Source organism: Jannaschia sp. GRR-S6-38 (genome assembly GCF_029853695.1).
Lineage (GTDB): Bacteria > Pseudomonadota > Alphaproteobacteria > Rhodobacterales > Rhodobacteraceae > Jannaschia > Jannaschia ovalis.
Genome location: NZ_CP122537.1, coordinates 2,018,137 through 2,037,587, shown reverse-complemented (window position 1 = coordinate 2,037,587; position 19,451 = coordinate 2,018,137). Strand labels below are relative to the sequence as shown.

Here is a 19,451-nt window from a genome sequence, read left to right as displayed (position 1 = left end):
GTGCCGGGCCGCTGCGCGACCCGGCGGCATGGCGCACCAGCCCCCCAAACGCAGAACCCCCGGGCGATCGCTCGCCCGGGGGTGTGTCGCGTGACCTGTGAGGGAGGGTCAGCCGCGCGAGAACTCGGGATAGGCCTCCATGCCCAGCTCGGTGGTGTCGAGACCGGTGATCTCGGCCTCCTCGCTGACCCGGATGCCGCCCGCGGCCTTCAGCACGATCCAGACGACCAGGCTGACGACGAAGGTGAAGCCACCGATGGCCGCGAAGCCGATGATCTGGGTGATGAAGTTCGCGCCCTCCGTGTAGAACGGAACCGCGAAGGTGCCCCAGAAGCCCGCCAGCAGGTGGACCGGGATGGCGCCCACGACATCGTCGATCTTCAGCTTGTCGAGCATCGGGACCGCGAAGACCACGATCACGCCGCCCACGGAACCGATCCAGAGCGCGCCGAACAGCGTCGGGTCGAGCGGCCCGGCGGTGATCGAGACGAGGCCCGCCAGCGCACCGTTCAGCACCATCGTCAAATCGACCTTCTTGTAGACGATCTGGGTCAGGATCAGGCAGGTCACCGCGCCCGCGGCCGCCGCCATGTTGGTGTTGGCGAAAATCCGGCTGATGTCGGTGATGTCACCGATCGTGCCCATCGCCAGCTGCGAGCCGCCGTTGAAGCCGAACCAGCCCAGCCACAGGATAAACGTGCCAAGCGTGGCGAGCGCGAGGTTCGAGCCCGGCATCGCGACGACCTTGCCGTCCTTGGCGTATTTGCCCAGGCGCGGCCCGAGGATGATCGCCCCGGCCAGCGCCGCGAAGCCGCCCGCCGCGTGGACCAGCGTCGAGCCCGCGAAGTCGGAGAAGCCCGCCTCGGACAGCCAGCCGCCGCCCCACTGCCAGGAGGCCTCGATCGGGTAGATGATGCCCGTCAGGACCGCGACGAAGATCAGGAAGGGCCAGAGCTTGATGCGCTCGGCCAGGGTGCCCGATACGATCGAGGCGGTGGTGGCGCAGAACATCAGCTGGAAGAAGAAGTCCGACCCCACCGAGGCATAGCCCGTGTCCACGCCGTCGGCTCCGACGCCCACCGGCTCGAGCGAGGCGGGGGAGAAGAGGTTTCCGACATAGCCGGTGATGGTCCAGCCGTCGCCCGGGTACATCAGCCCGTAGCCGACCAGCCAGTACATGATCGCCGCGATCGAGAAGAGCGCGATGTTCTTGGTGAGCTGCATCGTCACGTTCTTGGAGCGGACGAGACCGGCCTCCAGCATGGCGAAGCCCGCGGCCATCCAGAAGACCAGGAAGCCGCCCACGAGGAACAGCAGCGAGGTCAGGATGTAGGGCGAGGGCCCCGGTGCGACATTCGGGTCGGCGTCCTGCGCCAGGCCCATCACGGGCAACGCGGCGAGCGCGGCCCCGAGCATGATTGAATTGCGAAGTTTCATGGCGTTGTCTTCCCCTGTTCGCTGTCGTCAGATCGCGTCTTCGTTCAGCTCGCCGGTGCGGACCCGCACGGCCTGAGCGACGTCGAGCACGAAGATCTTGCCGTCACCGATCTTGTCGGTCTTGGCGGTGGTCTGGATGGTCTCGACGACCTGATCGGCCATGCTCGACGGCACGACGATCTCCAGCTTCACCTTCGGCACGAAGTTCACGGCGTATTCGGCGCCGCGATAGATCTCGGTATGGCCCGACTGGCTTCCGAAGCCCTTGATCTCGGTGACCATCATGCCGCGCACGCCGAGGGTGGTCAGCGCCTCGCGCACCTCCTCGAGCTTGAACGGCTTGATCGCTGCGATGATGAGTTTCACGTGCGTCCCCTTCGCTGCGGCCCGGCGCGGGCCCGAATGGAGGGCAATTCACGGAGGGGGCGGGCCGGGCGCAACGAAACGCGCCGCCCGGATCGCGGCGGCGGCGGGCGGCTTCCGCTTTTTCCGCACAATTTGCAGGCACTGCCTGTTTTTTGTGCGAAAGCTTCACGCATCACATGCGAAGGATTCGACCCGACGGGTGCAAATCCGACTCGCCAGTCGCTATCTTGCGGCCTATCGCGCCCCTGCCCCCGGCAGGATGGCGAACGAGGCGGAAACACCCAGAACGGGACGGGCAGCACATGGCGAGATCCGGCAAGACGCGACTGGTCGCCGACCGCAGGAAGGCGGCGCCGGCGAAATCCGCCGCGGCCAAGCCCGCGCGGCGCAAGCGCAAGCCGCCGGCCCGGCGCGGGCTGGTCTATTGGCTGCTCTGGCCCGTGCGGCTCGTGCTGCGGCTGGGCTGGGCGGTGGGCTGGCGCAGCGCCGTCGTGGTGCTGGCGCTGCTGGCGCTGGCCACGATGTTCAATTACGCGCGCATCCCCGACATGGCGACGCTGGCCGACGGGCGCGCCCGCGGCTCGGTCACTCTGCAGGATCGCTCGGGCGAGACCTTCGCCTGGCGCGGCGACAATTTCGGCGGACTGATTACCACCGACAGCATCTCGCCCTATCTGCGCGACGCGGTCGTCGCCTCCGAGGACAAGCGCTTCTACGGCCATCTCGGCGTCAGCCCGCGCGGCATCGCGGGCGCGATGCGCACCAATATCGCCGCCGGGCGCTCGCCGCTTTCGGGGGCCGGCGGCTCGACCATCACGCAGCAGGTGGCCAAGCTTCTGTGCCTCGGCAACGATTACGACCCGAGCTCGGGCATGACCGAGGCGGAGTTCGAGGCCGACTGCCGCGCGGGCTCCGTCTGGCGCAAGCTCAAGGAGATCCCCTACGCCCTCGCGCTGGAGGCGAAGTTCACCAAGGACGAGATCCTGTCGATCTATCTCAACCGCGCCTATCTCGGCGCGGGCGCGCGCGGCTTCGCCGCCGCCAGCCAGCGCTATTTCGGCAAATCCGTCGCCCGGCTGGAGCCGGCGGAGGCCGCGATGCTCTCGGGCCTACTGCCCGCGCCCAGCTACTACGCGCCCACCAACGACCTGCAGCGCGCCCGCGACCGCGCCGCCACCGTGCTGCGCCTGATGCACGAGCAGGGGCTGCTGACCACCGCCGAATACACCCGGGCGCTGGAGAATCCCGCCGACCTGTCGCCCGCCGCGCGCCAGGACACGGGCGGCTATTTCGCCGATTGGGTGATGTCGGACGCGCCCGATTTCCTGACCTCCGAGACGACCGAGGACGTGATCGTGCGCACCACGCTCGACAAGGACATCCAGCGCGCCGCCGAGGAGGCGCTGGAATACGTCTTCGACGAGAAGGTGCGCGAGGGCTCCGAGGCGCAGGCCGCCATCGTGGTGATGAGCGCCGACGGCGCCGTGCGCGCCATGGTCGGCGGGCGCAACACCCGCGGCGGGGGCCAGTTCAACCGCGCCGTGCAGGCGGTTCGCCAGACCGGTTCGAGCTTCAAGCCCTTCGTCTACGCCGCCGCGCTGGATCTCGGCTGGAGCTGGGATTCGGTCATCTTCGACGGCCCGCTCGCGATCGACGTCCCGGGCTCGGGCACCTATTCGCCCGACAACTATTCCAACCGCTTTTACGGCGAGGTGACGCTGACCCAGGCGCTGGCGCAGTCGATGAACACCGCCGCCGTGCGCCTGTCGGAGAATGTGGGCCGCGATGTGGTGCGCAACGTGGCCGCCGATTTCGGGATCGAGAGCGACCTGGCGCAGGGCCCGGCCCTGGCGCTGGGCGTGTCGGAAAGCACCCTGCTCGAGATGACGGGCGCCTTCGCGGGCATCCTGAACGGCGGCACCAGCGTGACGCCCTACGGGCTGAACTCGCTGTCGCTGCGCGACGAGACCGGCGCGCTGCTCGACCACGAGGGAGGCCTCGGCGAGCGCGTCATCCAGGAGGCGGCGGCGCGCCAGCTCGTCTACATGATGAGCCGCGTCGTCGAGGAGGGCACGGGCCAGCGCGCAAAGCTGCCCGACGGGCGGCCCGCGGCGGGCAAGACCGGCACGACGCAGGCGGCGCGCGACGCCTGGTTCATCGGCTTCACCGGCGATTACGTCGCGGGGGTCTGGATGGGCTATGACGACAACACGCCGCTGACCGGGGTGACCGGCGGCGGGCTGCCGGCCGAGATCTGGCGCGAGACGATGCTGCGGGTCCACCAGGGCCTGCCGATCAAGCCGCTGCCGATGATCGACCCGGGCCCGCAGACGCGCCGCGCCCCGCAGGTCGCGCAGCCGCAGCAACAGCGCCGCACCCCGCGCCGCCAACCCGACATCGCCGAGCGGATCCTGATGGACGTGCTGGGCGGGATCTTCGGGCGGAACTGACGGGCGGGCGGGCCGGGCGCGCGGCGGCGCGCCGCCGACCTGCCCGACACGCGAGCCCAGGGCCGCGGCCCGCCGCCGCGCCACCTTTCCTTCCCCGCCGGCCCGTGCCAGCGTCCTGCCGACAGCAGCCGGAGAACCCCCATGTCCATCGCCCAGCGCCTCGCCGATCTCGGCGTCACCCTGCCCGACGCCCCCGCCCCGGCGGCCAATTACGTGCCCGCCGTGCGCGCGGGCGGCCTGCTCTTCGTCTCGGGCCAGATCAGCGCGGGGCCGGACGGCATGATCAAGGGCCGGCTCGGCGACGGCATGTCGCTGGAAGACGGCGCGGCGGCGGCGCGGCAATGCGCGATCAACCTTCTGGCGCAGGTCCGCACCGCCTGCGACGGCGATATCGACCGCCTGCGCCGCGTCGTGAAGCTGACCGGCTTCGTCAATTGCACGCCCGATTTCGGCGACCAGCCCACCGTCATCAACGGCGCGTCGGATTTCTTGGTCAAGGCGCTGGGCGAGGCGGGACGGCATTCGCGTTCGGCCGTGGGCGCGACGCTGCCCTTCGGCGTCGCGGTGGAGATCGAGGGGATCTTCGAGATCGCATGAGCCTGCCCCCGGGGTTCCTCGCGGGGCCGATCGCGCACCGGGCCCTGCATGACCGCGCCGCCGGCCGGCCCGAGAACTCGCGCGCCGCGATCCGCGCGGCGCTGGCGCGCGGCCTCGCGATCGAGATCGACGTACAGATCTCGGCCGACGGGGTGGCGATGGTATTCCACGACGACCGTCTCGACCGGCTGACGGCGGTGCAGGGGCCGGTCGACGCGCGGGACGCCGCCGCACTGGGCCGCATCCGTCTGACCGGCGGGGACGAGGGCATCCCGACGCTGCGCGAGGTGCTGGCGCTCGTCGCGGGCCGGGTGCCGCTGCTGATCGAGGTGAAGGATCGCGACGGCGCGATGGGCCCCGGCATCGGCCCGCTGGAGGACGCGGTGATCGCCGATCTCGCGGGCTATGACGGCCCGGTGGCGGTGATGTCCTTCAACCCCCATTCGGTCGATCACATTCGCCGCCACGCGCCGCATCTTCCGCGCGGTCTGGTGACCTCGGCCTATCACGCGCAGCACTGGCCCGGCCTGTCCGACGCCACCCGCGCGCGGCTGCGCGCGATGCCCGATCTCGACCGGATCGGCGCGCAGTTCATCAGCCACGAGGCCGCCGACCTTGCCAGCCCGCACGTGGCCCGCGCCAAGGCCGCGGGGCTGCCGGTGCTGTGCTGGACGGTGCGCTCCGCCGCACAGGCGGCGGAGGCGCGGCGCATCGCCGACCAGGTGACCTTTGAGGGCTACTTGCCGTGACGCGCGCACGCGCCACCTAAAGCCCGCATGACCGACACCGAAATCGAACTGAGCGTGATCCCCGACCTCGGGGCCATCGACGCGGCCGAATGGGATGCCTGCGCCTGCCCGGAGGCCGCCGATCGCGGGCCGCCCGCCGATCCGTTCACCACGCATCGCTTCCTGCGGGCGCTGGAGCTGTCGCATTCCGTGGGTCCGCGCACCGGCTGGCAGCCCCAGCACCTGATCGCGCGCGCCGGCGGCGCGGTGATCGCCGTCGCGCCGATGTACGCCAAGGGCCACAGCCAGGGCGAGTACATCTTCGACCACAACTGGGCCCATGCCTGGGAGCGCGCGGGCGGCAGCTATTACCCCAAGCTGCAGATCGCCGTGCCATTCACCCCCGCCACGGGCCGCCGTTTCCTGGTGAAGCCGGGCCACGAGAGCACCGGCCTCCAGGCGCTTGTGCAGGGCGCGGAGACGGTCTGCGAACAGCACGACCTGTCGAGCCTGCACGTCACCTTCTGTACGAAGGCCGAGCGCGAAGCGGGCGAGGCGCTGGGGCTGATGGGGCGGTCGAGCCAGCAATATCACTGGTTCAACGACGGCTACGCCGATTTCGACGGCTTTCTCGCCGCGCTGAGCTCGCGCAAGCGCAAGACGATCCGCAAGGAGCGCGCCGTCGCGCAGGGCTTCGGCGGCGCGATCAACGCCTATACCGGCGACGCGCTGCGGCCCGAGCATTGGGACGCCTTCTGGCGCTTCTACCAGGACACCGGGCGGCGCAAATGGGGCAGCCCCTATCTCAGCCGCGCCTTCTTCGACGAGGTGCAGGCGACGATGCGCGACGACGTGCTGCTGGTTCTGGCCGAGCGGGACGGCGTGCCGGTCGCGGGCGCGCTGAACTTCATCGGGCGCGACGTGCTCTACGGCCGCTACTGGGGCTGTACCGAGCATCACCCGGCGCTGCATTTCGAGCTCTGCTACTATCAGGCCATCGACTTCGCGATCGAACACGGGCTGGGCCGGGTCGAGGCGGGCGCGCAGGGCGATCACAAGCTCGCGCGCGGCTACCTGCCGGTGACCTGCCATTCGCTGCACCACATCCCCAACGAAGGCTTCCGCCGCGCCATCGCGCAATTCCTCGAAGCCGAGGCGCGCGCCGTCGCCGAGGATATCGAGGTGCTCACATCATACGGCCCGTTTCGCCGGGTCATGCAGGAGGAACAGGAATGAGCCACGAGATCCCCGAGGGCTGGACCGAGAAAGACGGCGGGATCGAGCGCCGCTTCACCTTCAAGGATTTCAGCGCGGCCTGGGGCTTCATGTCCCGCGTGGCGCTGGCCGCCGAGGCGGCCGACCACCATCCGGAATGGTCGAATGTCTGGAACAGGGTGGACATTCGCCTGACGACCCACGATGCCGGCGGACTGACGGACAAGGACATCGCCCTTGCCCGCCATATCGACACGCTGAGCTGAGACGACACCCATGGACACACTGAACGCCCTCCTCTCGCGGGAGATCTATGCCGGACGCTCGCTGGGCGATTTCCTGAGCCTGGAATTCCTGGCCTCGATCGTGGGCGACATCCTCGCCGCGATCCTGATCATCATCCTGGCCTTCGTGATCTCGGGCTGGGTGTCGCGCCGCGTGAAGGCGATCTCCGAGCGTCACCCGCGCCTCGACGCGACGCTGTTCGACTTCCTTGGCAACATCGTCCGCTACGTCATCCTCGCCATCGCGGGGGTGGTGATCCTGAACACCTTCGGGATCCAGACGACCTCCATCGTGGCGGTGATCGGTGCCGCGGGCCTGGCCGTAGGCCTGGCGCTGCAGGGCACGCTGTCGAACGTGGCGGCGGGCGTGATGCTGATCTTCTTCCGGCCGATCAAGCTGGGCGATTTCGTCGTCATCAACGGCGAGATGGGCACGGTAAAGTCGATCAACCTCAACTATACCGAGCTCGCCAGCATCGGGAACGTGCAGATCATCATCCCCAATTCCGAGGTCTGGGGGAACACGATCACCAATTACTCGGTCTACGACACGCGGCAGGCGGAATGGACGATCGGCGTGGGCTACGGCGCCGACCTGCACCTGGTCGAGCGGATCATCCGCGACACGATCTCCTCGGACCCGCGCTTCCTGCCCGAGCCCGACATGACGGTCCTCGTCGACGGGCTGGGCGCGTCGAGCGTCGATTTCCTGGTGCGCGCCTGGGTGAAGCGGTCGGATTTCTTCGCCTTCTCGAAGGACATGAACCGCGACATCAAGATCGCGCTCGACGCCGCGGGGGTCGAGATCCCCTTCCCGCAACGCACCGTGCACCTGCTGCGCGAGGATGCGGCGACGCCCGAGGGCGAGACCGCCTGAGGCAGGCGGCGCCCGGCGGGCCCGCCCCCTACTCCGCTGCGCGGGTCACCATGCCGTAGAGGTCGCGCGGGTCGTCCGGGTCGGCCAACATGTCGAGATCGACGTAATGCCCCGTCCGCTTCATCTCGGCGAAGACGTGGCGCAGGGCGCTGAAATCCTCGGTCGCGAAGCCCACCGAATCGAACAGCGTGATCTGCCCCGGCCCGGTCCGGCCCGGCACCTGCCCGTCGATCACCCGCCACAGCTCGGTCACCGGGTGATCGGCGTCCAACTGCTGGATCTCGCCCTCGATCCGGGTCTGCGGCGGGTACTCCACGAAAATGTCCGAGCGCAGCAGGATGTCGCGATGCAGTTCGGTCTTGCCGGGGCAATCGCCGCCGATCGCGTTGATGTGGATGCCGCTGCCGACCATGTTGTCGGTCAGGATCGTCGCCTGCTTCTTGTCGGCGGTGCAGGTGGTGACGATCTGCGCGCCCGCGATGGCCTCTTCGGCCGAGCTGCAGGCGGTCACCGTCAGGCCCGTGCCCGACAGGTTGCGCACCGCCTTCTCGGTCGCGGCCGGGTCGATATCCCACAGCCTCACCTCCTCGATCCCGAGGCAGTGGTGGAAGCCAAGCGCCTGGAACTCGCATTGCGCGCCGTTGCCGATCATCGCCATCACCCGCGCGTCCCGGGGCGCGAGATGGCGCGCCGCGACGACCGAGGCGGCCGCCGTGCGCAGCGCGGTCAGCACCGTCATCTCGGTCAGCATCACCGGGTAGCCGTTATCGACGCGCGCCAGCACGCCGAAGGCCGTCACCGTCTGGAAGCCGCGCGCCATGTTGGCCGGGTGGCCGTTGACGTATTTGAAGCCGTAGTACTCGCCATCCGAGGTGGGCATCAGCTCGATCACGCCCTCGGGCGAATGGCTGGGCACGCGCGCGACCTTGTCGAAGCTTTCCCAGCGCTTGAAATCGTCTTCGATCCGGTCGGCGATGGCGGCGATGGTCTCGGGCACGCCGGCATCGTTCACGATCCGCATCATGTCGGCGACCGAGACGAAGGGCACCATGGCCAGCCGGGAGGGTTGGGTCTGGGTCATGTGCGGCTCCGCGTGGGGCGGTCGAGGACGGATTTCCCGAAGGCCGAGGCGACGAGGTCGACCAGCAGCTTCGCGGTCCGCCCGCGATCGTCGAGGAAGGGGTTCAGCTCGGCCAGGTCGAGCGAGGTAACGAGATCGGCATCGTTGAGCATCTCCATCACCAGATGCGCCTCGCGGAAGGTCGCGCCGCCGGGCACGGTCGTGCCGACCGCGGGGGCGATGCCGGGATCCAGGAAATCGACGTCGAAGCTGACATGCAGGTCGGCGCCCGCGTCGCGCACCCTGTCGAGGAAGGCGCGCAGCGGCGCGGCGATGCCATGCTCGTCGATCGCGCGCATGTCGTGCACCTCGACGCCCGCGCGGGTCAGCGCGCGCTTCTCGAAGGGGTCGACCGAGCGCAGCCCGATCATGCAGATACTCTCCGGCGCGACGGTGGCGCGCGGGGCCGGGAAATGCGGCCTGAAATCCGCCTGCCCGGTGAAATAGGCGACCGGCGTGCCATGCAGGTTGCCCGACTCGGTGCTCTCCAGCGTGTGGATGTCGGAATGCGCGTCGAGCCACAGCACGTGAAGCGGCCGGCCCCGGGCCTGCGCGCGCGCGGCCATCGCGGGCACGGTGCCCGCGGCCATCAGGTGGTCGCCGCCCAGGAAGATCGGCACGTCGGCCTCGGTCTCGACCGCTTGCAGCACCTCGACCCAGCCCGCGCTGCGTTCCAGGTCGTGGATCGCGGGGTTGGGATGCGCGGGCACGGCGGCTTCGGGCGCGTCGAGATTGCCGCGGTCGCTCACGGCATGGCCCAGCTCGGTCAGGGTACGCGCCAGCCCGGCGGTGCGCAGCGCGTCGGGCCCCATCAGGCAGCCGCCGCGCCCGGCGCCGATCTGCACCGGGGCGCCGATCAGTTCGATCCGCTTGCTCATGTCGATCTCCATCTCGCTCGGCCGGAGTGAACCCCATTGGCCCGGCCCCCGGAAGCACGATAAGTGATCGAACCGGGCGGTGGATCGCCCGATCCGATCATGAGGCCTGCGCAGAATGGACGATCTGGACCGCCGCCTGCTCGCCGCGCTCGCCGCCGATGGCCGCGCCTCGGTCTCGGCGCTGGCCGCCGCGCTGGGCGTCACCCGCGCCACCGTGCGCGCGCGCATCGCGCGGCTGACCGAGGCGGGCGAGATCCTCGGCTACCGCGCGGTACTGAAGGGCGACTTGGCCCAGCGCCCCGTCCGCGGCATCATCCTGATCGAGATCGAAGGCCGCGGCGCCGCCCGCGTCAGCCGCACCATCGCCGCCATGCCCGAGGTCGAGGCCGTCCACAGCACCCATGGCCGCTGGGACCTCGTGGCGGAACTAGGCGCCGACACGCTGGAGGCGCTCGACGCCACGCTCAACCGCATCCGCGCCATCGACGGCGTCAGCCGGTCCGAGACCAACCTCTACCTGTCGACCCGGCGCGGGTGAGCGGGACGCTTCCCCGACTGGAAACGGGCCGGGGGACAGCGCCCCCTGCCCCGCTCAGACCTCGCGCAGCAGCGCCTCGCCGCCCGAGGCGTCGCAGGTGCCCGGGCCCTCCTCCTCGTGGATGACCTGCACGACGCCGTCATCGACCAGCATCGCGTAGCGCTTGGACCGGCCGTGAAAGCCCACCGGCGGCGCGTCGAAGGCCATGCCCACGGCGCGGGTGAAGGCCCCGTCCGCATCGCCCAGCATGTGGATGCCGGCCTCTTTGGCGCCCGTCGCCTCGGCCCAGGCGCCCATCACGAACGGGTCGTTGACCGCGATGCAGATGATCGGGTCCACGCCCTTCTCGGCGAACTGGTCCTTGGTGCGGATGAAGCTCGGGACATGGGCCGCGGTGCAGGTGCGGGTGAAGGCGCCCGGCAGCGCGAAGACCACCGCCTTGCGGCCCTTCGTCAGCGCGCCCAGCGAGACGCTTTCCGGCCCGCCATCGGGGCCCAGTCGCAGAAGCTCGGCGTCGGGCAGGCGGTCGCCCTTGGAGATGGCCATGGATGCGGTCCTCGCGTTTGATGTTTGCCTGCCCCTGACATAGCTGTCGCGGCGACGGGCGACCAGTGAGGGGGCGGCCCGAAAGGAGGGGTCCCGTGACAGAGCGGCCGGATCACATCGCCATCGTCGGCGCGGGCCAGGCCGGCGCCACGCTGGCCGAGACGCTGCGCAAGCGCGGCCATGCAGGCCGCATCACGCTCTGGGGCGAGGAGCCCGAGATCCCGTATCAGCGCCCGCCGCTGTCCAAGGCCTACCTGCTGGGCGAGATGGACCGCGCGCGCCTGTTCCTGCGCCCCCGCAGCTACTGGGAGGAGCAGGGCATCGAGCTGCGCACCGGCACCCGCGTCACCGCCATCGACCCCGCCGCGCACAGCCTGACCCATGACGGCGGCACCGAGAGCTGGGGCGCGCTGGCGCTGACCACGGGCTCGCGCAACCGCCGCCTGCCGACCGCCATGGGCGGCGACCTGCAGGGCGTCTATGGCGTCCGCACCCTGGCCGATATCGACGCGATGGAACCCGCCTTCCGCGCCGGCGCGCATCTGCTGGTGGTGGGGGGCGGCTATATCGGGCTCGAGGCCGCCGCGGTGGCCCGCAAGCGCGGCATGCGCGTCACCCTGCTCGAGGCCGCGCAGCGCCTGCTTGCCCGCGTCGCCTGCTGGGACACCGCGCTCTGGTTCGCGGCCAAGCACCGCGCCGAGGGCGTCGAGATCATGGAGGAGGCGACGCTCGAGCGGCTGGAGGGCGCGGATGGCCGGGTCACCGGCGCCGTGCTCTCCGATGGCAGCCGCATCGCCGTCGATGCCGTGGTCGCGGGGATCGGCGTCGCGCCCAATACCGACCTCGCCGCGGAGGCGGGCCTCCGGATCGAGGACGGCATCGCGGTGGACGAATTCGGCCGCACCTCCGCGCCCGACATCTGGGCGGCGGGCGATTGCTGTTCCTTCCCCTGGCGCGGCGGGCGGATCCGGTTGGAATCGGTGCCCCACGCGATCGAACAGGCCGAGGCGGTCGCCGCCAACATCCTCGGCGCCGCCACGCCCTACGAGGCGAAGCCGTGGTTCTGGTCGGACCAATACGACGTGAAGCTGCAGATCGCCGGGCTGAACGCGGGCTTCGACCACGTGGTGGTGCGCGACGGCGACCATACCTCGCATTGGTACTATCGCGGCGACGAGCTCCTGGCCGTGGACGCGATCAACGATCCGCGCGCCTACATGGTCGGCAAGCGCCTGATCGAGGCGGGGCGCTCGCCCGATCCGCGCGCGGTGGCCGACCCGGCGACGCCGCTCAAATCGCTCCTGTGAGCCGCGTATGAGGATCGTCGGCGGGCGCTGGCGCGGGCGCCGTCTGGCGGGCCTGGGCGCCGGCGACGCGGCCGCGCATCTGAGGCCCACCACCGACCGCGTGCGCGAGTCGATCTTCAACCTGCTGATCAATTCCCATGGGCTGGAGCTCGAGGGGCTGCGCGTGCTCGACGTCTTCGCCGGCACCGGCGCGCTGGGGCTCGAGGCGCTGAGCCGCGGCGCCGCCACGGCGAGCTTCATCGAACAGGGCCGCAAGGCGCAGGCCCTGCTGCGCGCCAATATCGCCGCGCTTGACGCCCCGGCCCGCATCGTCGCGCGCGACGCCCGCCGCCCGGGCCCCGGCACGCCGCATGACCTCGTCTTTCTCGACCCGCCCTATGGCAAGGCGCTGGGCGAGGCCGCGATGGCGGCGCTGCGCGAGGCGGGCTGGATCGCGCCCGGCGCGACCATCGTCTGGGAGGAGCGCGCGCCGCCCGATCTGGGCGATCTGGAACCGCTCGACCAGCGGCGCTACGGCGACACCACGGTCACCCTCGCCCGCATGCCCGGGGCCTGAGCCGGCCCGTCTTCCTCCGGTCGGAAATACCTCGCGGGGGGTCCGGGGGGCGCGACGCCCCCCGGCCGCACCTCACTTCGCCCCGGCCGCCGCCATCGCGGCCCGTGCATCCTCGACCAGCGCGGCGCCGTCGAAGCCCTTGGCGTCCATCTCGGCGATCCAGGCGGTCGTCACGCCCACGCCCAGCGCCTCCAGCTCGGCCGTGACCTCGGGAGAGAGCGCGGCAATCTGGTTGCCCGACGCTTCCATCGCCGCGCGGCCCTCGGCATCGCCGATATCATGCGCCCGGCCCGCCCAGGCGGCGGCCATGGCGCCGGAATTGGCGTCGATCACCGCGCGCAGCTCCGGGTCGAGCCCGGCATAGACCTCGGGGTTCATCGCCCAGAGGAAATAGAGGTTGTAGAGCGAGCGCTCGCCCGCCACGTCGGTGTGGCTGTCGGTCAGCTCGTCGAGCTTGAGCGACGGCGCCTGTTCCCAGGTGATGACGCCGCCATCCAGCACGCCCTTGGCCAGCGCCTCGGGGAAGGCCGGCACCGGCATCCCCACCGGGTTCGCGCCCATCGCCTCCAGAAGCTTCGTCGCCATCCGCGACGGCCCGCGCAGGTTCAGCCCGTCGAAATCCGCGAGCGCCGCGGGGGCCGCGCCCTTCTTGTGGACGAGGCCGGGCCCGTGCATGTGCGCCGCGATCACGTGGACATCGGCGAAATCGTCCATCAGGTGCTTCGCGGTGTAGTCCCAGGCCGCGACCGAGGCCGCCTCGGCCGATTTCGGCGTCATGAAGGGCAGCTCCAGCGCCTCCGCCTCGGGGAAGCGGCCGGGCTGGTAGCCGGGGATCACCCAGCCGCCATCGACCGCCCCGTCGGCGATCAGGTCATACATGTTCGCCGCCGAGCCGCCGAGCTGCATGAACGGGTAGATCTCGACCGCGATACGACCCTCGGACTGCGCCTCGATGGCATCGGCCCAGGGCTGCATGAAATGCGTCGGGTTGGCCGAGGCCGGGTTGACGAAATGCTGGAACCGCAGCGTCACCTCGGGCTCCGCGAAGGCGGGCGTGGCAAGCGTCGCGGCGACGAGGCCGGCACGAAGGATGGTCATCTCTGGACCCCCCATATTTTGCGTCAGGGAGACGTACCTAATACAACCTGAAGCCGAATTCCAGAGGTTTGTTGCGAATCACTCGCAATTCTTCGTCAGCTCGACATGCCCCGCGCGAACGCGATCACGTCCTGCTCGCGCGCCAGTCGATGCAGGCCGATCGCCGCGAGTTGCGCCTCGATTTCGGCCACATCCGTTTCGCCTTGCGGGAAAACGCCGGGATGCACCTCCAGCACGATCAGGTCGCAGCGCGCCAGCGTCTCGGCCTCGCGGGCGATCATCTCGCGCTCCAGCCCCTCGATGTCGCAGACCAGCGCGAAGCGGCCGGGCAGCCGGGCGGCCAGCGTGGCGAGCGTGACGGCGGGGCTGGAGAAGCCGTCCTCGTCGGCGCGCGCGACATGGCCGACATGCTGGTTGTGGCCGCGCGCGAAACGGACATGGCTGGCCCCGGAATAGTCAACGGCCGCCACGACCAGGTCCGTCCGGTCGGGGCGCGGACCGGTCGCGTTTTCCAGCGCCAGCGGGGCGATATCGGGATTGGCCTCGACCAGGATATGGCGGGCATCGGGCCCGATCCGATCGCGGATCGTGGCCGAGACGACGCCGATGCAGCCGCCCAGTTCGATCACGTCCGTGCCGGGGGCCAGATGCGCGCCGATCAGCCGCGCCTCGGGCGCCTCGTAGGGGCGGCCCCGGGCCAGAAGGTATCGCAGCGCGAGATCGGCGCGCGTGTCGGCGCGGATCGCGATGCCGTGGGGGCGATAGGTGCCGCGGTTCCCCGTCAGGCGCGCATGCGCCCAGACATAGCCGGCCCGACGCAAGCGGGCCTCGATCCGGCGTGCGGTCTCGATCATCTTTCTGTCCTTGCGGTTTCGTCCTGCCGCAATCGCGATGCGGGACAATCGTGGCGATACTATGGAGGCCACGCTCCCGGCCCTTGCCAGCCCGCCATCCCTGTGTGATTCGGGTCGAAAGACCCCGAGAGAGAAGCGATGACCGCACCCAAGGACCTGATGCGCTCCGTCTTCGGCTTCGACGCCTTCCGCCCGGGCCAGGCCGAGATCGTCGACGCCGTCTGCGCAGGGCGCGACGTGCTGGCGATCATGCCCACGGGCGGCGGCAAATCGCTGTGCTTCCAGCTGCCCGCGCTCTGCCGCGAGGGGCTGACCGTGGTGATCTCGCCGCTGATCGCACTGATGCGCGACCAGGTGCGCGCGCTGACGGCGGCAGGGGTGGCCGCTGGCGCGCTGACCTCCGGCAACACCGAGGAGGAGACCGAGGCCGTCTGGCAGGCCATCGACGACGGCTCGCTCAAGCTGCTCTACATCGCGCCCGAGCGGCTGGCCTCCACGGGCACCGAGCGGATGCTCAAGCGCGCGAACTGCTCGCTCATCGCCGTGGACGAGGCGCATTGCGTCAGCCAGTGGGGCCACGATTTCCGGCCCGACTACCTGCGGATCGGCGCGCTTCGGAAGGTGCTGGGCGTGCCGCTCGCGGCCTTCACCGCGACCGCCGATGCCGAGACCCGGGCCGAGATCGCGGCCCGCCTGTTCGACGGCGCGCCCGAGATCTTCCTGCACGGCTTCGACCGCCCCAATCTCGCGCTGGCCTTCCAGCCCAAGAACCAGCCCCGCCGCCAGATCCTCAGCTTCGCCGCCGCCCGCAAGGGCCAGTCCGGCATCGTCTATTGCGGCACCCGCGCCAAGACCGAGACGCTGGCCCGCGCGCTTGGCGAGGAGGGGCATACCGCCTGCGCCTATCACGGCGGGATGGAGGCCGAGACGCGCCGCGAGGTGGAGGGGCGCTTCAGCCGCGAGGACGGGCTGATCGTCGTCGCCACGGTCGCCTTCGGGATGGGCGTCGACAAGCCCGACATCCGCTGGGTCGCCCATGCCGACCTGCCCAAGTCGATCGAATCCTACTACCAGGAGATCGGCCGCGCCGGGCGCGACGGCGCCCCCGCCGATACGCTGACACTGTTCGGCGCCGACGACATCCGCTTCCGCCGCCAGCAGATCGACGAGGGGCTGGCGCCGCCGGAGATGAAGGGCGCCGATCACGGCCGGCTGAACGCGCTTCTGGGGCTGGCCGAGGCGCAGCTCTGCCGCCGGGTGACCCTGCTGGCCTATTTCGGAGAGACCACCCAGCCCTGCGGAAATTGCGACCTCTGCGCCGCCCCGCCCGAGCTGTTCGACGCGACGACCGAGGTCCGCAAGGCGCTCTCGGCCATGCTGCGCACCGAGGAACGCTTCGGCACCGGCCATCTGATCGACGTGCTGATGGGGGCCGAGACCGACAAGACCCGCCGCTTCGGCCATGACGCGCTGCCGACCTTCGGCGTGGGCAAGGAGCTGCCGCGCCCGCAATGGCAGGCGGTGTTCCGGCAGATGATGGGGCTCGACCTGGTGCGCCCGGATGCCGAACGCCACGGCGCGCTGCGCATGACCGAGGCCGCGCGCCCGATCCTGCGCGGCGAGGCCTCGGTCACCCTGCGCCGCGACACGATCCAGCGGGCCGAACGCCGCCCCGCGGTCAAGCAGCTGGTGAGCGAGGAGGACGCGCCGCTGCTCTCGGCGCTCAAGGCCAAGCGCCGCGCGCTGGCCGAGCGCCAGGGCGTGCCCGCCTATGTCGTCTTCAACGACCGCACCCTGATCGAGATGGCCGAGACCCGGCCCGACAGCCTCGACGCGATGGCCCGGGTCTCGGGCGTCGGCGCCACCAAGCTGGAGCGTTACGGCGCCGAGTTCCTGGAAGTCATCACCGGCGACGCCCCGGCCCCCGCCCATCCCGCCCGCCGCAAGCTCGCCGGACGCGGGGAGGGCGCGATCTTCGACCGGCTCTTGTCGGTGCAGGCCGAGCTCGCCCGCGGCGAGGACGGCACCGACAAGCCGATGTCCTGCTCGTCCTCGCAACTGGCGAAGGTCGCCAAGTGCCCCGCCGATCCCGACGCCGTGGCGCGGGTCCTGGGCGAGCGCCACGCCGAACGCTTCGGCGACGCCTTCCTCGACGTGCTGCGCGAGGCGTGACGCCGCACTTGCACGGTGCCGCCCGCCCGCTAGCTTGCGCCTCATGCTGACCGTGATTTCCCCCGCCAAGAAGCTCCACGACGCGCCCAAGGGCCGCGCGGAGAGCGCGCCCGCCTTCGCCGACGACACCGCCGAACTGCTCGACGCGATGGGCGCGCTGGGCGTGCAGGACCTGATGACGCTGATGTCGATCAGCGAGAAGCTCGCCCGCCTGAACCACGACCGCTTCCGCGACTGGGACGCCGCGCCCGAGACGGCGGCGATCCACACCTTCGCGGGCGACACCTATACCGGGCTCGACGCCGCGACGCTGGACGCCGACGCGATCCGCCAGGGGCAGGACCGGCTGCGCATCCTGTCGGGTCTCTACGGGCTCTTGCGCCCGCTCGACGCGATGCGGCCCTACCGGCTCGAGATGGGATCGAAACTGAAGACCGCGCGCGGCGACGATCTGTACGACTTCTGGGACCGCAAGCTCGCCGATGCGCTGAACGCGGCGGCCGAGGCGGCGGGCGCGGCCTATCTTCTCAACTGCGCCAGCCGCGAGTATTTCTCCGCCGTCGATCCCGTCGCGCTGGAGCTGCCGGTGATCACGCCGACCTTCCTCGAGGACAAGCCCGGCGGGCCGAAGCAGGTCAGCTTCTTCGCCAAGCAGGCCCGCGGCGCGATGGCCCGCTGGGTGATCGAGAACCGCATCGAGGAGCCCGAGGACCTGCGCGGCTTCGACACAGGCGGCTACGAATGGCAGCGCGAGATGTCGGCGGCCGAGAACCCGGTCTTCCTGCGCGCAGACACGGCGCAGAAGGCGGCCTGAGGCGGGGTCCGGGCTAGGCACGGACCAAGGGCCGCAAGGCGCGCTGTGCCAGCGCCGCGGACCGGCGCTGGCATTTCCCTTTGGTCAGCCCGCGAAATAATCCCGCAGCACCCGCCCGTAGATCGCCTTCAATTGCCCGATCTGCTCGACGCGGACCCGCTCGTCCACGGCATGCATCCGGTGGCCCACCAGCCCGAACTCCACCACCGGGCAGTGATCCTTCACGAAGCGCGCATCCGAGGTGCCGCCCGTGGTGGAGAGCTCGGGGACGCGGTTCGTCTCGACCTGCACCGCGTTCGCGACCAGAACCGACAGCCGTCCCGGCGGCGTGAGGAAGCTCTCGCCCGAGATCTTGATCCGGATCTCGATCTCGATGCCCGTCTCGGCCGCCATCCGCGCCGCCTCGCCGCGCAGCCAGTCCGACAGCCCGGCGCCGCTATGCGCGTCGTTGAAGCGGATATTGACGCAGGCGCGCCCCTCGGCGGGGATCACGTTGTTGGCGGGGTTGCCCACATCCATCGTGACGACGGCCAGCGTCGACGGATCGAAATGCGCGGTCCCCCGGTCCAGCTCATGCGCCGACAGCTCCGCCATCAGCCGCGCCATCGCGGGCAGCGGGTTCAGCGCGAGATGCGGATAGGCGGCATGGCCCTGCCGGCCGCGGAAGGTGAACCAAGCCGTCATCGAGCCGCGCCGCCCGATCTTGATCATCTGGCCCATATGCTCCGGGCAGGTCGGCTCGCCCACGAGGCAGAGCTCCATCCGCTCGCCCTCGGCCGCCATCCAGTCGAGGAGCGCCGCGGTTCCGTCGGTCGCCTCGCCCTCCTCGTCGCCGGTGATCGCCAGCACGACGGCGCCGTCGGGCGGCGTGTCCCGCACGAAGTCGATGGCGGCGGCGGCGAAGGCCGCGACGCCCGATTTCATGTCCGTGGCGCCCCGCCCGTAGAGCCAGCCATCCGCGATCTTGGCGCCGAACGGGTCATGCGTCCAAGCGCTCGCGTCGCCCACCGGCACCACGTCGGTGTGGCCGTTGAAGCCGAAGGTGCGGGGATGGCCCTTCGCGCCCCAGCGCGCGAAGAGGTTCGCGGTGCCGTTGCGGTCGACCCGGCTGCAGGCGAAGCCCGCCCCGGACAGCAGGCGCTCCAGCAGGACCAGCGCGCCGCCCTCCTCGGGCGTGACCGAGGGGCAGCGGACCAGTTCGGCGGTCAGCGCGACGGGATCGACGCTCATCCGTCCGCCTCGTCGCCCTCGCGGAACACGGTGGTCTGCGCCACGACGACCGAGTTCTCGTCGCGCGCCCGCGCCATCAGCGCGCGCTCGTCGGCCTCGATGTCGTGGCCCTCGGCCTCGCGCTCCTCGAGCGAGCCGTAGCCCGTCACCTCCAGCACGTTCATGTCGGCTGTCTTGAGCACGGCGACCGTCTCGCGCACGGCCTCGTCCTCGTCCACGCCGGAGGCGTAGCACATCAGCGCCGCGCCCGAGGCGCCCTCGGGCAGGCCGTCGCCGGCCTTCCGGCCGACCTCGACCAGCAGGGTGTAGACGTGATGGGGGCGCTTGGGTTTTTCGCTCATGCCCCGCGTCTGCGGGGGCAGCGCGGGCCTGTCAAGCGAGGCC

The 19,451-nt window shown here is 70.6% G+C and carries 20 protein-coding genes; 11 read left to right on the top strand and 9 right to left on the bottom strand.

From position 1 onward, the window contains the following. Positions 1-108: 108 nt before the first annotated feature. Positions 109-1,437 carry an ammonium transporter gene (locus tag P8627_RS10375; protein WP_279964029.1) on the bottom strand — a complete coding sequence of 443 codons (1,329 nt, stop codon included), beginning with the start codon at positions 1,435-1,437 and terminating at the stop codon, positions 109-111. A gap of 27 nt (positions 1,438-1,464) precedes the next feature. Continuing rightward, positions 1,465-1,803, bottom strand: a complete 339-nt coding sequence (locus P8627_RS10370; RefSeq protein ID WP_279964028.1) for a P-II family nitrogen regulator — start codon at positions 1,801-1,803, stop codon at positions 1,465-1,467. 302 nt (positions 1,804-2,105) lie between these two features. Here P8627_RS10370 and P8627_RS10365 point away from each other — a divergent pair, with 302 nt between their 5' ends. From P8627_RS10365 to P8627_RS10340, 6 genes are all read left to right on the top strand, one after another. After that, a complete protein-coding gene (locus P8627_RS10365) occupies positions 2,106-4,253 on the top strand; it encodes a transglycosylase domain-containing protein (protein WP_279964027.1) in 2,148 nt (715 codons plus the stop codon). 141 nt (positions 4,254-4,394) lie between these two features. Next, positions 4,395-4,850 (top strand): RidA family protein, encoded by a 456-nt coding sequence (locus P8627_RS10360; RefSeq protein WP_279964026.1) that lies wholly within the window; start codon positions 4,395-4,397, stop codon positions 4,848-4,850. Then, entirely contained in the window at positions 4,847-5,599 is a 753-nt protein-coding gene (locus tag P8627_RS10355) for a glycerophosphodiester phosphodiesterase family protein (protein WP_279964025.1), read from the top strand. Before P8627_RS10360 ends, P8627_RS10355 begins: the two co-directional genes overlap by 4 nt. Before the next feature lie 27 nt (positions 5,600-5,626). Next, positions 5,627-6,814, top strand: coding sequence for a GNAT family N-acetyltransferase (locus P8627_RS10350; protein ID WP_279964024.1), 1,188 nt, complete (start codon positions 5,627-5,629; stop codon positions 6,812-6,814). Then, positions 6,811-7,059, top strand: a complete 249-nt coding sequence (locus P8627_RS10345) for a 4a-hydroxytetrahydrobiopterin dehydratase (RefSeq protein ID WP_279964023.1) — start codon at positions 6,811-6,813, stop codon at positions 7,057-7,059. Before P8627_RS10350 ends, P8627_RS10345 begins: the two co-directional genes overlap by 4 nt. A gap of 10 nt (positions 7,060-7,069) precedes the next feature. Next, positions 7,070-7,954 (top strand): mechanosensitive ion channel family protein, encoded by an 885-nt coding sequence (locus P8627_RS10340; RefSeq protein ID WP_279964022.1) that lies wholly within the window; start codon positions 7,070-7,072, stop codon positions 7,952-7,954. A gap of 28 nt (positions 7,955-7,982) precedes the next feature. Here P8627_RS10340 and P8627_RS10335 read toward each other — a convergent pair whose 3' ends face one another. Then, positions 7,983-9,035: an ornithine cyclodeaminase gene (locus tag P8627_RS10335; protein ID WP_279964021.1), complete on the bottom strand. Its 1,053-nt coding sequence runs from the start codon at positions 9,033-9,035 to the stop codon at positions 7,983-7,985. After that, positions 9,032-9,952 carry an arginase gene (gene rocF, locus P8627_RS10330; RefSeq protein WP_279964020.1) on the bottom strand — a complete coding sequence of 307 codons (921 nt, stop codon included), beginning with the start codon at positions 9,950-9,952 and terminating at the stop codon, positions 9,032-9,034. The genes P8627_RS10335 and rocF overlap by 4 nt, the downstream gene beginning before the upstream one ends. 115 nt (positions 9,953-10,067) lie before the next feature. On the opposite strand from rocF, the gene P8627_RS10325 reads away from it, so the two are divergent. Further along, entirely contained in the window at positions 10,068-10,490 is a 423-nt protein-coding gene (locus P8627_RS10325; RefSeq protein WP_279964019.1) for an Lrp/AsnC family transcriptional regulator, read from the top strand. 54 nt (positions 10,491-10,544) lie between these two features. On the opposite strand, the gene P8627_RS10320 is transcribed toward P8627_RS10325, so the two are convergent. Continuing rightward, on the bottom strand, positions 10,545-11,036 hold the full coding sequence (locus tag P8627_RS10320) for a peroxiredoxin (RefSeq protein WP_279964018.1): 492 nt from the start codon (positions 11,034-11,036) through the stop codon (positions 10,545-10,547). Positions 11,037-11,131: 95 nt separating this feature from the next. Here P8627_RS10320 and P8627_RS10315 point away from each other — a divergent pair, with 95 nt between their 5' ends. After that, positions 11,132-12,343 (top strand): NAD(P)/FAD-dependent oxidoreductase, encoded by a 1,212-nt coding sequence (locus P8627_RS10315; RefSeq protein ID WP_279964017.1) that lies wholly within the window; start codon positions 11,132-11,134, stop codon positions 12,341-12,343. A 7-nt stretch (positions 12,344-12,350) separates the two neighbouring features. After that, the gene (gene rsmD, locus P8627_RS10310) at positions 12,351-12,899 is read left to right on the top strand and encodes a 16S rRNA (guanine(966)-N(2))-methyltransferase RsmD (RefSeq protein WP_279964016.1); all 549 of its coding nucleotides are present in this window, start codon (positions 12,351-12,353) and stop codon (positions 12,897-12,899) included. A gap of 72 nt (positions 12,900-12,971) precedes the next feature. Here the strand turns inward: rsmD and P8627_RS10305 are convergent, their stop codons facing one another. Next, complete coding sequence (locus P8627_RS10305) at positions 12,972-13,997, bottom strand: TRAP transporter substrate-binding protein (RefSeq protein WP_279964015.1); 1,026 nt, start codon at positions 13,995-13,997, stop codon at positions 12,972-12,974. A 95-nt stretch (positions 13,998-14,092) separates the two neighbouring features. Then, positions 14,093-14,851: a class I SAM-dependent methyltransferase gene (locus P8627_RS10300; protein WP_279964014.1), complete on the bottom strand. Its 759-nt coding sequence runs from the start codon at positions 14,849-14,851 to the stop codon at positions 14,093-14,095. Between the two features lie 138 nt (positions 14,852-14,989). Here P8627_RS10300 and recQ point away from each other — a divergent pair, with 138 nt between their 5' ends. Together recQ and yaaA are read left to right on the top strand one after the other, a co-directional pair. Continuing rightward, complete coding sequence (gene recQ / locus P8627_RS10295; protein ID WP_279964013.1) at positions 14,990-17,023, top strand: DNA helicase RecQ; 2,034 nt, start codon at positions 14,990-14,992, stop codon at positions 17,021-17,023. A gap of 43 nt (positions 17,024-17,066) precedes the next feature. Then, on the top strand, positions 17,067-17,837 hold the full coding sequence (gene yaaA / locus P8627_RS10290; protein WP_279964012.1) for a peroxide stress protein YaaA: 771 nt from the start codon (positions 17,067-17,069) through the stop codon (positions 17,835-17,837). An 84-nt stretch (positions 17,838-17,921) separates the two neighbouring features. On the opposite strand, the gene dapE is transcribed toward yaaA, so the two are convergent. Both dapE and P8627_RS10280 read right to left on the bottom strand, forming a co-directional pair. Then, on the bottom strand, positions 17,922-19,067 hold the full coding sequence (dapE, locus tag P8627_RS10285; protein WP_279964011.1) for a succinyl-diaminopimelate desuccinylase: 1,146 nt from the start codon (positions 19,065-19,067) through the stop codon (positions 17,922-17,924). Continuing rightward, positions 19,064-19,408: a hypothetical protein gene (locus P8627_RS10280; RefSeq protein WP_279964010.1), complete on the bottom strand. Its 345-nt coding sequence runs from the start codon at positions 19,406-19,408 to the stop codon at positions 19,064-19,066. The genes dapE and P8627_RS10280 overlap by 4 nt, the downstream gene beginning before the upstream one ends. Positions 19,409-19,451 lie beyond the last annotated feature (43 nt).

Excerpts from the sequence above, each read along its gene's own strand:
- P8627_RS10375 (WP_279964029.1), bottom strand. The coding sequence starts at position 1,437 with ATGAAACTTCGCAATTCAATCATGCTCGGGGCCGCGCTCGCCGCGTTG.
- P8627_RS10365 (WP_279964027.1), top strand. The coding sequence starts at position 2,106 with ATGGCGAGATCCGGCAAGACGCGACTGGTCGCCGACCGCAGGAAGGCG.
- P8627_RS10360 (WP_279964026.1), top strand. The coding sequence starts at position 4,395 with ATGTCCATCGCCCAGCGCCTCGCCGATCTCGGCGTCACCCTGCCCGAC.
- P8627_RS10355 (WP_279964025.1), top strand. The coding sequence starts at position 4,847 with ATGAGCCTGCCCCCGGGGTTCCTCGCGGGGCCGATCGCGCACCGGGCC.
- P8627_RS10350 (WP_279964024.1), top strand. The coding sequence starts at position 5,627 with ATGACCGACACCGAAATCGAACTGAGCGTGATCCCCGACCTCGGGGCC.
- P8627_RS10345 (WP_279964023.1), top strand. The coding sequence starts at position 6,811 with ATGAGCCACGAGATCCCCGAGGGCTGGACCGAGAAAGACGGCGGGATC.
- P8627_RS10340 (WP_279964022.1), top strand. The coding sequence starts at position 7,070 with ATGGACACACTGAACGCCCTCCTCTCGCGGGAGATCTATGCCGGACGC.
- P8627_RS10335 (WP_279964021.1), bottom strand. The coding sequence starts at position 9,035 with ATGACCCAGACCCAACCCTCCCGGCTGGCCATGGTGCCCTTCGTCTCG.
- rocF (WP_279964020.1), bottom strand. The coding sequence starts at position 9,952 with ATGAGCAAGCGGATCGAACTGATCGGCGCCCCGGTGCAGATCGGCGCC.
- P8627_RS10325 (WP_279964019.1), top strand. The coding sequence starts at position 10,068 with ATGGACGATCTGGACCGCCGCCTGCTCGCCGCGCTCGCCGCCGATGGC.
- P8627_RS10320 (WP_279964018.1), bottom strand. The coding sequence starts at position 11,036 with ATGGCCATCTCCAAGGGCGACCGCCTGCCCGACGCCGAGCTTCTGCGA.
- rsmD (WP_279964016.1), top strand. The coding sequence starts at position 12,351 with ATGAGGATCGTCGGCGGGCGCTGGCGCGGGCGCCGTCTGGCGGGCCTG.
- P8627_RS10305 (WP_279964015.1), bottom strand. The coding sequence starts at position 13,997 with ATGACCATCCTTCGTGCCGGCCTCGTCGCCGCGACGCTTGCCACGCCC.
- P8627_RS10300 (WP_279964014.1), bottom strand. The coding sequence starts at position 14,851 with ATGATCGAGACCGCACGCCGGATCGAGGCCCGCTTGCGTCGGGCCGGC.
- recQ (WP_279964013.1), top strand. The coding sequence starts at position 14,990 with ATGACCGCACCCAAGGACCTGATGCGCTCCGTCTTCGGCTTCGACGCC.
- yaaA (WP_279964012.1), top strand. The coding sequence starts at position 17,067 with ATGCTGACCGTGATTTCCCCCGCCAAGAAGCTCCACGACGCGCCCAAG.
- dapE (WP_279964011.1), bottom strand. The coding sequence starts at position 19,067 with ATGAGCGTCGATCCCGTCGCGCTGACCGCCGAACTGGTCCGCTGCCCC.
- P8627_RS10280 (WP_279964010.1), bottom strand. The coding sequence starts at position 19,408 with ATGAGCGAAAAACCCAAGCGCCCCCATCACGTCTACACCCTGCTGGTC.